Annotated in this window: 13 protein-coding genes; 7 read left to right on the top strand and 6 right to left on the bottom strand. The window is 58.5% G+C overall.

Going from position 1 to position 13,495, the window contains the following annotated elements:
• Positions 1 to 85: 85 nt before the first annotated feature.
• The 4 genes from purB to ACR0LI_RS03305 all read left to right on the top strand — a co-directional run bounded on the left by purB (position 86) and on the right by ACR0LI_RS03305 (position 4,538).
• A complete protein-coding gene (purB, locus tag ACR0LI_RS03320; protein WP_480718004.1) occupies positions 86 to 1,390 on the top strand; it encodes an adenylosuccinate lyase in 1,305 nt (434 codons plus the stop codon).
• Positions 1,391 to 1,763: 373 nt separating this feature from the next.
• Positions 1,764 to 2,306, top strand: a complete 543-nt coding sequence (locus tag ACR0LI_RS03315; RefSeq protein ID WP_480718003.1) for a tetratricopeptide repeat protein — start codon at positions 1,764 to 1,766, stop codon at positions 2,304 to 2,306.
• Between the two features lie 96 nt (positions 2,307 to 2,402).
• A complete protein-coding gene (locus ACR0LI_RS03310) occupies positions 2,403 to 3,476 on the top strand; it encodes a flagellar motor switch protein FliG (protein ID WP_480718339.1) in 1,074 nt (357 codons plus the stop codon).
• A 138-nt stretch (positions 3,477 to 3,614) separates the two neighbouring features.
• Positions 3,615 to 4,538 (top strand): lysophospholipid acyltransferase family protein, encoded by a 924-nt coding sequence (locus ACR0LI_RS03305; protein ID WP_171631433.1) that lies wholly within the window; start codon positions 3,615 to 3,617, stop codon positions 4,536 to 4,538.
• Here the strand turns inward: ACR0LI_RS03305 and ACR0LI_RS03300 are convergent, their stop codons facing one another.
• Entirely contained in the window at positions 4,539 to 5,240 is a 702-nt protein-coding gene (locus ACR0LI_RS03300; protein WP_480490483.1) for a DUF1223 domain-containing protein, read from the bottom strand.
• A 224-nt stretch (positions 5,241 to 5,464) separates the two neighbouring features.
• Between ACR0LI_RS03300 and acnA the strand changes: the two genes are divergently transcribed.
• The 3 genes from acnA (at position 5,465) to ACR0LI_RS03285 (ending at position 10,618) form a co-directional block, all read left to right on the top strand.
• A complete protein-coding gene (gene acnA, locus ACR0LI_RS03295) occupies positions 5,465 to 8,155 on the top strand; it encodes an aconitate hydratase AcnA (RefSeq protein WP_209832720.1) in 2,691 nt (896 codons plus the stop codon).
• A gap of 119 nt (positions 8,156 to 8,274) precedes the next feature.
• Positions 8,275 to 9,777: a BCCT family transporter gene (locus ACR0LI_RS03290; RefSeq protein ID WP_480718002.1), complete on the top strand. Its 1,503-nt coding sequence runs from the start codon at positions 8,275 to 8,277 to the stop codon at positions 9,775 to 9,777.
• Between the two features lie 139 nt (positions 9,778 to 9,916).
• Complete coding sequence (locus ACR0LI_RS03285) at positions 9,917 to 10,618, top strand: SDR family NAD(P)-dependent oxidoreductase (protein ID WP_480718001.1); 702 nt, start codon at positions 9,917 to 9,919, stop codon at positions 10,616 to 10,618.
• A 29-nt stretch (positions 10,619 to 10,647) separates the two neighbouring features.
• Here the strand turns inward: ACR0LI_RS03285 and ACR0LI_RS03280 are convergent, their stop codons facing one another.
• From ACR0LI_RS03280 to ccmA, 5 genes are all read right to left on the bottom strand, one after another.
• The gene (locus ACR0LI_RS03280) at positions 10,648 to 11,187 is read right to left on the bottom strand and encodes a DsbE family thiol:disulfide interchange protein (protein WP_171631422.1); all 540 of its coding nucleotides are present in this window, start codon (positions 11,185 to 11,187) and stop codon (positions 10,648 to 10,650) included.
• Positions 11,180 to 11,338 (bottom strand): heme exporter protein CcmD, encoded by a 159-nt coding sequence (gene ccmD, locus ACR0LI_RS03275; protein ID WP_209832714.1) that lies wholly within the window; start codon positions 11,336 to 11,338, stop codon positions 11,180 to 11,182. Before ccmD ends, ACR0LI_RS03280 begins: the two co-directional genes overlap by 8 nt.
• Positions 11,335 to 12,108 (bottom strand): heme ABC transporter permease, encoded by a 774-nt coding sequence (locus tag ACR0LI_RS03270; protein WP_152458361.1) that lies wholly within the window; start codon positions 12,106 to 12,108, stop codon positions 11,335 to 11,337. Before ACR0LI_RS03270 ends, ccmD begins: the two co-directional genes overlap by 4 nt.
• A gap of 61 nt (positions 12,109 to 12,169) precedes the next feature.
• Positions 12,170 to 12,826 (bottom strand): heme exporter protein CcmB, encoded by a 657-nt coding sequence (gene ccmB / locus ACR0LI_RS03265; RefSeq protein ID WP_171631417.1) that lies wholly within the window; start codon positions 12,824 to 12,826, stop codon positions 12,170 to 12,172.
• On the bottom strand, positions 12,823 to 13,437 hold the full coding sequence (gene ccmA / locus ACR0LI_RS03260) for a heme ABC exporter ATP-binding protein CcmA (RefSeq protein ID WP_171723029.1): 615 nt from the start codon (positions 13,435 to 13,437) through the stop codon (positions 12,823 to 12,825). Before ccmA ends, ccmB begins: the two co-directional genes overlap by 4 nt.
• Positions 13,438 to 13,495: the final 58 nt, after the last annotated feature.

Below are 13,495 nucleotides of genomic sequence, written 5' to 3'. Positions count from 1 at the left end.
TGCTCTCACATCTTGTTCCCTTGCGCACAGGCGGCTAAACCCCGCGCCAACGCCTCATCCCAATCACATAAAGGTGCTGCCGCCAATGATTCCCCGTTATTCCCGCCCTGACATGGTTGCCATTTGGTCGCCCGAAACCAAGTTTCGCATCTGGTACGAAATCGAGGCGCATGCCTGCGATGCCATGGCCGATCTGGGCGTGATCCCGCGCGAGAATGCAGAAGCCGTTTGGAAAGCCAAGGACGTGGAATTCGACGTCGCCCGTATCGACGAGATCGAAGCCGTAACCAAGCATGACGTCATCGCATTCCTGACCCATCTCGCCGAACATGTCGGCAGTGAAGAGGCCCGGTTCGTGCACCAGGGCATGACCAGTTCAGACGTGTTGGACACCTGTTTCAACGTCCAGCTGACGCGCGCGGCGGACCTTCTGATCGCCGATCTCGAAGGGCTTTTGGCAGCGCTCAAGCGCCGTGCGTTTGAACACAAGGACACCGTTCGCATCGGCCGCAGCCACGGTATCCACGCAGAGCCTACGACAATGGGCCTGACCTTTGCCCGGTTCTATGCCGAGATGGACCGCAACCTGTCCCGTATGCGCGACGCCCGTGCGGAAATCGCAACTGGGGCCATCAGCGGTGCCGTCGGCACATTTGCCAATATCGATCCCGCCGTCGAGGAACATGTCTGTGACAAACTGGGCCTTGTGCCCGAACCGATCAGCACCCAAGTGATCCCGCGTGATCGCCATGCGGCCTTCTTTGCGACGCTTGGCGTCATCGCCAGCAGCATCGAAAACATCGCCATCGAAATCCGCCACATGCAGCGGACCGAGGTTTTGGAGGGCGCAGAATTCTTCTCGATGGGCCAGAAAGGCTCGTCGGCCATGCCGCACAAGAAAAACCCGGTACTGACCGAGAACCTGACCGGGCTGGCCCGCATGGTACGCGCGGCAGTGATCCCGGCAATGGAGAATGTCGCGCTCTGGCATGAACGCGACATCTCGCATTCCTCGGTCGAGCGCATGATCGGACCGGATGCCACGATTACACTGGATTTTGCGCTGGCCCGTCTGACCGGTGTGATCGGCAAGATGCTGATCTTCCCCGAAAACATGCTGGAAAACATGAACAAATTCCCCGGTCTTGTCATGAGCCAGCGTGTTCTTCTGGCCTTGACCCAGGCAGGGGTCAGCCGTGAGGACGCCTATGCCATGGTCCAGCGCAACGCGCTGAAGGTTTGGGAACACCGCACCGATTTCAAACAGGAACTGCTGGCGGATGCCGATGTAACGGCCGCGCTCAGCCCCGAAGAAATCGAAGAGAAATTCGACCTCGGCTATCACACCAAACACGTTGATACGATCTTCGCCCGGGTATTTGGCGAATAAGGTACGTCTCGACGCCGCCTTCACACGGCCCGGTCTGCAATGCGCAGGCCGGGCCTTGTTTTTTGCCAGACTGCCCGAAATCGGTTATTCTGCGAATGATTTTTGGGGAGAGGCACCATGATCCGTACCGTTCTTTGCTCACTTGCACTTGTTTGTGTGGCATCTGCCGGCCTTGCATGCAGCGGGCATTCCAAACAGACGCAATCCTGCGCACCCGGCACAACCTGGGACACTGAAACGCAAAGCTGCACGAAATCGGTCAACAGCTGACGAATTTCTGTCCGACTTGTGAATAAAAGCAACCGTTCCACTGTTAGCTTTTTTGTAGATCGCACTATGATTTTGTGAGCAGCCCCGAGAACGGAGTAAGAATATGCGCCTTTTGTTAGCTTCAGCCCTCGCTTTGCAGGCCTTCGCCTTTGCCCCGGTGGTCCACGCCGCAGGCGGCGACAGCAGCAGCCCGCCGAAACCGACGAATACGACCAAGAAATGTTTGTTCGGTCGGGTCTATGACGAAGCCAGAGGCCGGTGCGTCAAACCCAACAAAACCAACCTGTCGGAAGATCAGCTTTACGACGCCGTCCGCGAACTGGCCTATGACGGGCAATACGGGCACGCGCAGGATATCCTGCGGATCATGGATCAGGACGACGACCGTGTGCAGACCTATTGGGGCTTTACCTACCGCAAGATGGGCGAGCTGGAGCTGGCGAACGTCTTTTACCAGAATGCCATCAATGCCAATCCCGACAATCTTCTGGCGCGCAGCTACATGGCGCAAGGCTTTGTAACCGAAGGAAAAACCGATCTGGCAATCGAGCAATGGCGTGAGATCAAAGCCCGCGGCGGCGAAGGGACCTGGGCCGAGAAGTCTCTGCGCGAGGCTATCCGTACAGGGTTTACCTACAGCTACTGAGCTTCAGGGTTATTTAACCCGACTCCCGTTAATCTGCCCGTGGTTCGGAAAATTTGGCACTACGGGCAGATGCAGGACACAAACGCTTTGATACAAATGGCAAATGGGGGGGCTGCCCCAATTGCCGCGGGGGATGAACACGCGCCGCAAGTTGTTCCGCGCACGTTGACCGGTCAGCAAAAAGCGGCCGTTGTCGTGCGCCTTCTGTTGAACGAGGGCGCCGATATTCCACTTGAGGAACTGCCTGACGACCTGCAAGAGACATTGACCCATCAACTTGGGCAAATGGGCCTTGTGGATCGTGTAACCCTGGGCGCAGTGGCCCGGGAATTCAGCGACGCTCTGGACAATGTCGGGCTGGCTTTTCCACATGGGCTTGCAGGTGCATTGGATGCGGTGAACGGAAAGATCGCACCATCGACGGCCGCGCGCCTGCGCAAGCTAGCCGGGGTGCGCCAGATCGGCGACCCATGGCAACGCCTGCGTGACGTACCCGTTGAGGATCTTGCCAAAATGGCTCAGGCGGAAAGCACCGAGGTGGCGGCTGTCATGCTTTCAAAGATGGATACCGCACAGGCGGCGCAGATGCTGGCCCATATGCCGGGCCCGGTTGCGCGGCGCATTACCTATGCCATCTCGAAAACAACAAATGTCACCCCCGAAGCGGTTGAACGTATTGGCTGGTCGCTGGCCGCGCAACTGGATCAGCGGCCTGCTCAGGCTTTCGACAATGGTCCGGGCGCACGCGTGGGCGCGATCCTGAACCAGTCGGCGGCCACGACACGCGATGACTTGTTGAACGCATTGGACGAGGACGACGCCGAATTTGCGGATCTGGTACGCCAGTCGATCTTTACCTTTGCCCATATCCCAAGCCGTATCACGGCCCGCGATGTTCCCGCCATCCTGCGTGAAGTGGAACAGCCGGTTCTTGTCACCGCACTGGCAGGTGCCGCCGCGGATGATGACAAGGCATCCGTTGAATTCATTCTGTCAAACATTTCGTCCCGCATGGCCGACAATCTGCGCGAGGAAATGGCCGAACGTGGGCGCGTCAAACAATCGGAAGCCGAAGATGCCATGACACAGGTGGTGGCCGCCATTCGCGTTCTGGTCGATGCCGGTTCCATTGTTCTGATCGAAAACAATGACGAGGAAGATGCAGCCTGACCCCGCGAACCCGCGGGTATTGCGCGATCCGGCCACCTGCTGCGGGTTCAGGTTTTCCGCCCGTCTGAGCGCTTGAGCTTGCAGGCATCGGGCTGTATGTCTTTCTCAGCAATTCGCAACACGCGGTGAGACACCTCCATGCCCGTTGAAAAGTCGGAGCTCAGCCGGTTTGAGCTTGGGAAATACTATGTCGCCAACCTGTTTCTTCAGGGGGTCATCCGCGTTATGCGCATGCTTCCCTATGAGCGGCGTATTGCAACGATGGGGGCTATCGTGCGGTTTCTGGCACCTGTTGTCGGGTTTCGCAAACGTGTCCGTCGGAATCTGAAGCTGACTTGCCCGGACTTGCCTGAAGCCGAAGTCAGGCAGATCTGCCGCGATGTGCCGGACAATGCCGGTCGTGCGATCATGGAACATTTTTCTCCGGAAGACTTTATCGAACGGCAGAGCAAGGCCAAGATTTCTGGGCCAGGTATCGCTGCATTTGACGCGGCTGTTGCCGAGGGGCGTCCGGTCATGATGATTACGGCGCATTTCGGTCACTACCTTGCAGCGCGCATCGCCTTGCAGACATACAGCGGTCAGCCCATCGGCTGCCTGTATCGGCGGATGGCCAACCCGTATTTCAACGACGCTTATGTCGAAGCTTTCTACAAGACAGGCGCCCCGATGTTCGAACAGGGGCGGCGCGGTATGGTCGAGATGGTGCGCTCCTTGAAAAAGGGTGGGATCATTGCCATCGTTTCAGATCTTCACGCAATGGGCGGTGAAGAATTGATGTTTTTCGGTAAACCCGCAGTGACATCCGTGCTGAACGCCGAGTTGGCCATCAAGTACAATGCCGAGCTGATTCCGTGTTACGCGGTACGTCAGCCCAACGGTCTTGATTTTGAGATCGTTCTGCACGAACCGGTTCCGCACACCGACCCAAAAACCATGACCCAGTTCACCAATGACGATCTGGAAAAGATGGTGCGGCAGCATATGGGGCAATGGTTCTGGATTCACCGCCGCTGGAAACACTGGAACGGGTTGGGCATCAAGCCGGAAGAGATGCCCTGATCACCTGACCCGGGTGGCGGCAACAATCGGCCCTTCCCCGGCCCTTTGAACCAGAACGACAGCCGGCAGGTCCAAACCAAGCTGAACCGTGAATGATTGCGGCGCAGTTCCATCCCACTGCCCTGCAATCTGCCAGGCCTCAACTACATTGGCATAGTCCAGCTCGTGCCCGGCCAGCTCTCCGCGACGGATCGAAGCGTGCCGCATGGGCGAATACTGAACCACATGCACGTCATAGGTATCGCCTTTCGGCAACTCGACGGGCGTCACATCCACTGTCACTTCATCGGCTGAGCGCACGGCCGTCACAAGCGCTTCGGGCGCTGCTTTCAGATGCGCTTCGATCAATCGATCAAGTTCACGGGATTGCGCTCCGACGATGTCGTGCTGCCCGTTGATCACCATCTGCGGGGTGTAGATCATGGAACGCGCCCCCTCGCGGGCATAAGCCCGCTGCCGGAGCGTATGATCGGGGTCTGCGTATTCGTCCTTCCACCCGATATAGTCCCAGTAATCGACATGCAAAGCCAGCCCTATGACGTCGTCGCGCTTGGCCAGATCATGCATGATCCGATCTGCCGGCGGGCAGGATGAACACCCCTGAGACGTGAACAGCTCAACCACAACCGGGTCTTCCTCGGCCGCGACCTGTACCGCCACAAGGCAGGAAAACACGGCGGTCAAGGCAATGGATCTGAACATGAGAACTCTCGGGTTGAGCGGTTGGATCTCAGGGATAGCTGCTTTGACACTCAACAGCCAATCAAGGTTTCTTGAGGCTTTGACGCATTCCCTCCGCGAAAAAGTGTACAATAGTATACAAATTTCCCTCTCGGCGCGTGTTCAGCCTTGAACACGGGGGCTTGGTGATGCAGATAACACTCAGCAAATCCCAATATCCAAGTCATTTGAGAGGGAGGCCACAGATGCCCATCAAAGTCGGACAGGATAACGCCAAAACGCGCCGCAGTCTGAGCGTGAATGGTAAATCCATTTCCTATTATTCGATCCCTGCCGCGCAAGAGGCCGGTCTGGGCGATTTCTCGAAACTGCCTGCCGCACTCAAGGTGGTTCTGGAAAACATGTTGCGGTTCGAGGATGACGGGTTTTCGGTCTCGGTCGATGACATCAAGGCTTTTGCCGAATGGGGCGCCAACGGTGGCAAAAACCCTCGTGAAATCGCCTATCGCCCTGCCCGGGTACTGATGCAGGATTTCACCGGCGTTCCCGCCGTGGTGGATCTGGCCGCGATGCGGGACGGCATCAAGGCGTTGGGCGGCGACGCGCAAAAGATCAACCCGCTGAACCCTGTCGATCTGGTCATCGACCATTCGGTGATGATCGACGAATTCGGCAACCCGCGCGCGTTCCAGATGAATGTGGACCGTGAATACGAACGCAACATGGAACGGTACCAGTTCCTGAAATGGGGTCAGGGTGCATTCAACAACTTCCGCGTTGTCCCCCCCGGCACCGGCATCTGCCACCAGGTGAACCTTGAATATTTGGCCCAGACCGTCTGGACCGACACCGACCAGAACGGTGAAGAAGTCGCCTATCCCGACACGCTGGTCGGCACCGACAGTCACACCACCATGGTCAACGGCATGGCCGTGCTGGGCTGGGGTGTCGGCGGGATCGAGGCCGAGGCCGCGATGCTGGGTCAACCGATCTCGATGCTGATCCCCGAGGTCGTGGGCTTTGAGCTGACCGGTGATCTGGTCGAAGGCACCACCGGCACCGACCTGGTTCTGAAGGTCGTGGAAATGCTGCGCGAAAAAGGCGTTGTCGGCAAGTTCGTCGAATTCTACGGCGAAGGCCTGGATCGTCTGCCGCTGGCCGACCGTGCGACCATCGCCAACATGGCCCCGGAATACGGCGCGACATGCGGCTTTTTCCCGATTGACGGCGAAACGCTGCGCTACATGCGCAACACCGGCCGCGACGAGGATCGCATCGCGCTGGTTGAAGCCTACGCCAAGGAAAACGGTTTCTGGCGCGATGAAAACTATGCGCCGATCTACACCGACACCCTGACCCTGGATATGGGCACGATTGTTCCGGCAATCTCGGGGCCCAAACGCCCGCAGGATTATGTTGCGCTGACTGACGCCAAGGCCGCATTCGCCAAGGAAATGGCCGAGACCTTCAATCGCCCGATGGGCAAACAGGTCGAGGTCAAAGGCGAAAACTATGGCATGGAATCGGGCAAGGTCGTGATCGCCTCGATCACGTCCTGCACCAACACGTCGAACCCTTACGTGATGATCGGAGCGGGCCTCGTGGCGCGTAAGGCAGCCGCGCTGGGGCTGGATCGCAAGCCTTGGGTCAAAACCTCACTGGCACCGGGGTCGCAGGTTGTGTCCGCTTACCTCGAGGCCGCGGGCCTTCAGGAGGATCTGGACAAGATCGGCTTCAACCTCGTCGGATACGGCTGCACCACATGTATCGGCAACTCGGGGCCGATTCAGAAAGAAATCTCGGAGGCCATTGCGGAAGGCGATCTGGTCGCCACTTCGGTCTTGTCCGGCAACCGCAACTTCGAAGGCCGCATCTCGCCCGACGTGCGCGCAAACTATCTGGCTTCGCCGCCTCTGGTCGTCGTGTACGCCCTGGCAGGCACCATGGACATTGACCTGACATCCGAACCGATCGGTCAGGACAAGGACGGCAACGACGTCTATATGAAAGACCTCTGGCCAACGCAGCAGGAGGTCGCGGAACTGGTCGAACAGACTGTCACGCGCGAAGCGTTCCAGTCGAAATACGCCGACGTCTTCAAAGGGGACGAGAAATGGCAGTCGGTCGAAACCACCGATGCGGAAACCTATGACTGGCCGCCGACATCGACCTATATCCAGAACCCGCCCTATTTCCAGGGCATGGGCCCCGAACCGGGCACGATTTCCAACATCGAAGGCGCCAAGGTTCTGGCCATTCTGGGTGACATGGTCACGACCGACCACATCTCACCTGCTGGGTCATTCGCGACGACCTCGCCCGCAGGCCAGTACCTGATCGAACGTCAGGTTCAGCCGCGTGAATTCAATTCATATGGTTCACGCCGCGGCAACCACGAGGTGATGATGCGCGGAACTTTCGCCAACATCCGCATCAAGAACGAGATGCTGGACGGCGTCGAAGGCGGTTACACCAAAGGCCCGGACGGTGAACAGACGTCAATTTATGACGCCTCGATGGCCTATCAGGCGAACGGCACCCCGCTGGTGGTATTCGGTGGCGAGCAATATGGCGCGGGCTCAAGCCGCGACTGGGCGGCCAAGGGCACGGCGCTGCTGGGCGTCAAGGCCGTTATCGCCGAGAGCTTTGAGCGTATCCACCGTTCAAACCTTGTTGGCATGGGGGTCATTCCGTTCGAGTTTACAGGTGGCGACACCCGCAAAACCCTGGGGCTGAAAGGGGATGAAACCGTTTCGATTCACGGGCTGGATACGATCGAGCCGCTACAGGAAGTCCCGTGCACCATCGTTTATGGCGATGGAACCGAAAAGACCATCACCCTGAAATGCCGTATCGATACCGCGCCCGAGATTGAATATATCGAAAACGGTGGCGTGTTGCATTACGTCCTGCGCAATCTTGCGAAGGCATCATAACCGATACCAAAGCGTGCAATTCAAACCCCCGGCCACCCGCCGGGGGTTTTTTGTTTTCTGGTCATTTATTCGAAAACCTGAAACTGTTGGGCAAGGTCGTCAACGGAAAACCATTCGCCATGAAGAAACCCAACGCCCTGCTGGTATGTTCGCTCAGCGTAATTGCCGTGATCGGGATATGGGGTGTCGTGGACATTCAAAGTCTGGTGACCTGGGCAAGCGGCGTCGTCCAGCAGACCTTCCACAGCCGCGGCTGGTTCGTGATGCTCGCCGCTTCGGGTATGTTGATCGGATGCCTGTTTCTGGCGTTTTCACCCTATGGAAATATTCGCCTTGGCCGGGATGACGAGGAGCCAGAGTTTTCCACCCCCACATGGATTTCAATGCTGTTCTCCGCCGGTATGGGCGTCGGCCTGTTGTTTTGGGCGGTGGCGGAACCGCTGACCCATTTCAACTTCATCTCCGGCATGGCGCCGGATTTCATCGCGGCGCAGCAGGCGATGCTGGCGACAAATTTCCATTGGGGGCTGCATGCCTGGGCGATTTATGGCTCCACCGCGCTGACCATTGCCTATTTCAGCTTTCGGCGCGGTACGGGGATGATGGTCAGTGCGCCGATCAAAAACCTGTTTCCCGGCAAACGCTGGGCTGAACGTGTCGGGTGGCTTTCGGACTTCATGGCGATCATCGCCATTGCCATTGGTGTCGGTGGCTCCATGGCCATGGGCGTGTTTCAGGTGGCAGACGGCATCGCAGTGCTGGGCGGTCGGGAAACGGTCGGCGCCCTTTTGATTGGTGTCGTGTTTCTGGCAATGGTTGCTGCGTATATCCCGGCACTCTTGATCGATCTGGGCCAAGGCATGGCGCGCCTGTCCAATGCCGCCATGCTGATCGCAATCGGCCTTGTTGCCTACACGGTGGTCCTTGGCCCCACCGAATACCTTCTGAATACCGTCGTTCAGGGGTTCGGCGACTATGTCACCAATGTCATCCCCAGGGGATTTCAGACCTTCACGTTCTTCGGCGATGACGTCACCAGATGGTTCAGCGACTGGACCCTTACCTACATGGTCTGGTGGATTGCCTGGGGCCCGTTCGTGGGCGTCTTTGTCGCGCGTATCTCTCGCGGTCGCACGATACGGGAATTCGTGGTCGGCGTCCTGTTCGCCCCCACGCTGTTTTCAATCCTCTGGTTCGGTGCCTTTGGTGGCATTGGCCTGTTCGAGGCACTTAATGGTGCGGGCGAACTGCTGGCCTATACGCAGACAAATATCGAACGCGTGACCTTCGCCCTGCTCGACCGACTTCCACTTTCCGTGATCACCACGCTTGCAACGGTACTGGCCGCCTTTCTGTTCATCGTGACCAGCGTCGTAAGCGCAGCCTTTGTTCTGGGCACCTTCTCGACGGGCGGGGACGAGAACCCCCCGCCGCGTGTGCGTCTGATCTGGGGGGGATTGCTGGGACTGCTGAGCGTTGCAATGATCCTTTCGGGATCCGTGGACTCGGTGAAGATCCTCATCTCGCTTGGCGCATTGCCCTTTGTCTTCATTTCGGTCCTGCTGATGGTGTGCCTGTTCCGCGGGCTCAGAGAGGAGGGCCAACGCAATGCTGATCGGTGATCTCACGGACACATTGATGAACCTTGTCACCTTCGCGTTCATCGCGGCAATGCTCTGGATATTGCTGCGCAAGTGACCGCATTCCGGCAGCGCAAAAATCAACGTTGAATCCCGGGCGCTTTGCCGGTCATCTGAGTTCATGGAAAAAGTAGCACTGATAACCGGTGGTGCCCGTGGAATTGGGCGGGCAATAGTCGAAGACCTGCGCGGTGATCACCGTGTCGCCTTCACCTGGTTGGCCAGCCAACCCGATTCAGAATTGCTGAAAGGTGACGTTCTGGCGGTTCAGTCTGACCTTACAAAAGACAACCAACCCACCCGGGTGGTCGAAAAGGTCATTGATCACTTCGGGCGACTGGACGTGATCGTAAACAATGCCGGTCTTGTTCGCTCCACTCCGAAACAACAGTTTCAGGCCGCGGACCATCGCGCCATTCTTGACCTCAACGTGCTGGCCCCCGCCGCGTTGCTTGCTGCGGCATTGCCGCATCTGAAACGCGGCGCTTCGATCGTCAGCATCTCATCGATGAACGCAACATTGCCACCGCGGGACGCCGCGACCTACGGGGCAAGCAAAGCCGCGCTGAACCTCTGGACGCGCGCCATGGCAAAAGAGCTTGGCCCGGACGGAATCCGCGTCAACGCGGTTGCACCGGGTGCCATCAACATCCCCGAAGCCCCCCGCCCTGACGATCTGACATCGCTATTCGTCAGGGAAACGGCGCTGGGCCGGATAGGAACTCCGGAAGACATCGCCAAGGTCGTTCGGTTTCTGACCTCGGACGCGGCGGGATTCGTAACGGGAGAGGTCCTGGGCGTGACCGGAGGCTATCGCTTGTAAGGTGGCTCAAACCTCGTTTTCCAAATTGCTCAACCGCCCGCAGCCTTTTCCAACGCCGGACGCAGAGTGTTTTCAATCACCCGCTGCGTAATCGGGCCGGCAAAGCGCAAAATGATCGTGCCGTCGCCATCAACCACATAGGTTTCGGGAACGCCGTAAAGGCCCCAATCCAATGCCATGCGACCTTTCTCATCACGTCCAATCGCGGCGTAGGGATCGCCAAGCTCGGTCAAAAAGGCTTGGGCGTTGTCCAACTGGTCTTTGTAGTTGACGCCATAGACCGGGATGCCTTCGGCGGCCAGAGCCTCCAGATTGGGATGCTCGGCACGGCATGGCGCGCACCAGCTGGCCCAGTAGTTGACCAGCTTGACCTCTCCATCCCGCAGCGTGGCATCATCAAACAGCTTCTTTTCCGGGAACTCGCTCAGAACCACGGGCGGAGCCGGTTGGCCTTCGCGGGCAGAGGGCAAAGCATTGGGGTCTTCACGGAACATACCGATCCCGGCCAACACGGCGAAAGCGCCAAAAATCAAAGGCGGCGCGATCATCAGGGGCGATATCTTAGCCATTTCGCGAAATCCTTTGTTCGATCTTTTCCATTTCAGTGCGTACCTTTCGCCCTCGCATCACGCTGAACACGATCAATGCCACCAGCAGTATGATGGACACGGCATAAGACGACAAAACCGCGTCAGCATATTTTCCAAGATCGGGGATCATCCGCCCACCCTTTCCCGCGCCTGCAACGCCTTGATGCGCCGCGCGCGGATTTCAGTTCCGGTGCGGTACAGCACCAAAGCGATGAACAGCAGTACAAATCCGATGATGCACAGCAACAGCGGATAGAAGTAGATATTGCTGACTTTCTCTTCCGTATCGGCCCCGGTCACGGCTGCCGCGCGCATGACCGATGCGCCCTGATGCAAGCCCTGGTTCCAGAAGTTGACCGCATATCGGCTGAGCAGCGCGAACACGGATCCGACCAGACACAGAACCGAGGTCAGGTCCGCCGCAGTGTCCGGATCCTCGATGGCTTCCCACAATGCAACATAGCCAAGATAGAACAGGAACAGGATCAGAAACGACGTCAGACGCGGATCCCACGCCCACCAGGTGCCCCACATGGGCTGTCCCCAGATCGCCCCGGTCAGCAACGCAATCAAGGTCATCACGATCCCGATCGGCGCAGCCGCCCGTGCCGCCAGCGCGCTGACATGATGACGCCGAACCAGCCAGACCAGAGAAGTTGCCAGCATCATCAGCCAGCAATTGATCGCCATCAGCGCCGCCGGGACGTGCAGATAGATGATCTTGACCGTCGACCCTTGTTTATAGTCGTCCGGCGTGAAGAAGAACCCCCAGACCAGCCCGACGACGATGCAGAAGATCGAGACGATCCAGAAAAACGGCAGGACACGTTCACTGGTCGCAAGAAACTTGCGCGGGTTGGCGTATTCCCAGAGGGCATTGGCTTTGGCTGCTATCGACATGGGCCCTATCTAGTCCGAGTTGGGGGTATTCTCAATTGACATCAGTCAAAGTTGGGGCGGTTCACCGCAGATTGATACGTAACACAGCCGCGCTGGCAAAGGGCAACAACGCGATGGTGGCCGCCGTGATCCCCGCCAGCATCAACAAAGACGTCTGCACGTCCATCCCCGTTGCCCCACGCCGGGCGACCTCGGCCCCGAAAATCAGGGTGGGGACGTAAAGCGGCAGCACCAAGAGCGACAACAGCAACCCGCCGCGCTTGAGACCGACGGTCAGGGCAGCACCGAATGTTCCGATCACGCTCATGGCCGGGGTGCCGATCAGCAGCGAGATGACAAGCCAGAAGAACCCCTGCGCAGGCAGGTTCAGCAGGACCCCCAGAAAAGGTGCGGCCAGAACCAAAGGCAGGCCTGTGGTCAGCCAGTGGGCCAGCGCCTTAATGGTCACGACTGATTCCAGCGGCAGCGGCGCCGTGGCCAGCAGGTCCAGCGATCCGTCCTCCCAGTCCAGCGCCAGAAGACGGTCAAGAGACAGCAGGCAGGCCAGCAACGCCCCCAGCCAGAGCACACCCGGCGCGATGGTGGTCAGCAGTGACGATTGTGGCCCCACTGCAAACGGCACCATCACGGTCACGATCAGGAAAAAGGCCAATCCCAAACCAAACCCGCCACCCGCTCGGAAGGCCAGTTTCAGGTCGCGCAGCAGAAGGGCGATCACAGGAAACCTCCGTCGAAATCGTCAATGGGTTTGGGTTTGGCCTTGTTCGGGCCGACGTCCAGAACCTCGCCATCCAGACCAAGGTCGATATGGGTCGCGATCAGGGCTGACCCACCCTGCCCCAGATGCGCGCGGACTGCATCGGCGAACATTTGCACCGCATTTCTGTCCAGCGAAACGGTCGGCTCGTCCAGCATCCAGATCGGCCGCCCGGTGACCAGCATGCGTGCCAGCCCCAGCCGCCGTTTCTGACCGGCCGACAGGTACCCCGCATGGCGATCCGACAGCTCGTTCAACTGGAACGCGTCCAGCGCCGTCTGGATGCCGTTGGTGCCAAAGACAGAAGCCCAGAACGTCAGGTTCTCGGATACAGTCAGCGTCGGTTTCAGCCCGTCCGAATGGGACGCATATGCAATCTGATCTTCTGCGCCCTGGATCTGCCCCTTCAGCGGCGGCTGCAACCCGGCCAATGTTCGCAGAAGGGTCGTTTTGCCGATCCCGTTCGGTCCGCGCAGAATCAGCGCTTTGCCCGGAGGCAGCTGAAAGCTGAGATGTTCCAGGACGGGAATGCCACCACGGGTGATCGACAGGTCGGTTACAATCAGAGTCATGAGACCCGCTTATCGGAATGTCATCAGAGGCAAAAGGTGGGATTTGCCGCAGTTCGGC

It is taken from the genome of Ruegeria sp. CL7, assembly GCF_056536445.1.
Note: the sequence above shows the minus strand (reverse complement) of the source record. Positions and strands in the feature narration are given on the sequence as shown.

What these genes read in the sequence shown, in the direction of transcription:
- ACR0LI_RS03310 (WP_480718339.1), top strand. Translation starts at nt 2,403, where the DNA reads ATGGCAAATGGGGGGGCTGCCCCAATTGCCGCGGGGGATGAACACGCG.
- ACR0LI_RS03285 (WP_480718001.1), top strand. Translation starts at nt 9,917, where the DNA reads ATGGAAAAAGTAGCACTGATAACCGGTGGTGCCCGTGGAATTGGGCGG.
- ACR0LI_RS03270 (WP_152458361.1), bottom strand. Translation starts at nt 12,108, where the DNA reads ATGTCGATAGCAGCCAAAGCCAATGCCCTCTGGGAATACGCCAACCCG.
- ACR0LI_RS03315 (WP_480718003.1), top strand. Translation starts at nt 1,764, where the DNA reads ATGCGCCTTTTGTTAGCTTCAGCCCTCGCTTTGCAGGCCTTCGCCTTT.
- ACR0LI_RS03300 (WP_480490483.1), bottom strand. Translation starts at nt 5,240, where the DNA reads ATGTTCAGATCCATTGCCTTGACCGCCGTGTTTTCCTGCCTTGTGGCG.
- purB (WP_480718004.1), top strand. Translation starts at nt 86, where the DNA reads ATGATTCCCCGTTATTCCCGCCCTGACATGGTTGCCATTTGGTCGCCC.
- ACR0LI_RS03280 (WP_171631422.1), bottom strand. Translation starts at nt 11,187, where the DNA reads ATGGCTAAGATATCGCCCCTGATGATCGCGCCGCCTTTGATTTTTGGC.
- acnA (WP_209832720.1), top strand. Translation starts at nt 5,465, where the DNA reads ATGCCCATCAAAGTCGGACAGGATAACGCCAAAACGCGCCGCAGTCTG.
- ccmA (WP_171723029.1), bottom strand. Translation starts at nt 13,437, where the DNA reads ATGACTCTGATTGTAACCGACCTGTCGATCACCCGTGGTGGCATTCCC.
- ACR0LI_RS03290 (WP_480718002.1), top strand. Translation starts at nt 8,275, where the DNA reads ATGAAGAAACCCAACGCCCTGCTGGTATGTTCGCTCAGCGTAATTGCC.
- ccmD (WP_209832714.1), bottom strand. Translation starts at nt 11,338, where the DNA reads ATGATCCCCGATCTTGGAAAATATGCTGACGCGGTTTTGTCGTCTTAT.
- ACR0LI_RS03305 (WP_171631433.1), top strand. Translation starts at nt 3,615, where the DNA reads ATGCCCGTTGAAAAGTCGGAGCTCAGCCGGTTTGAGCTTGGGAAATAC.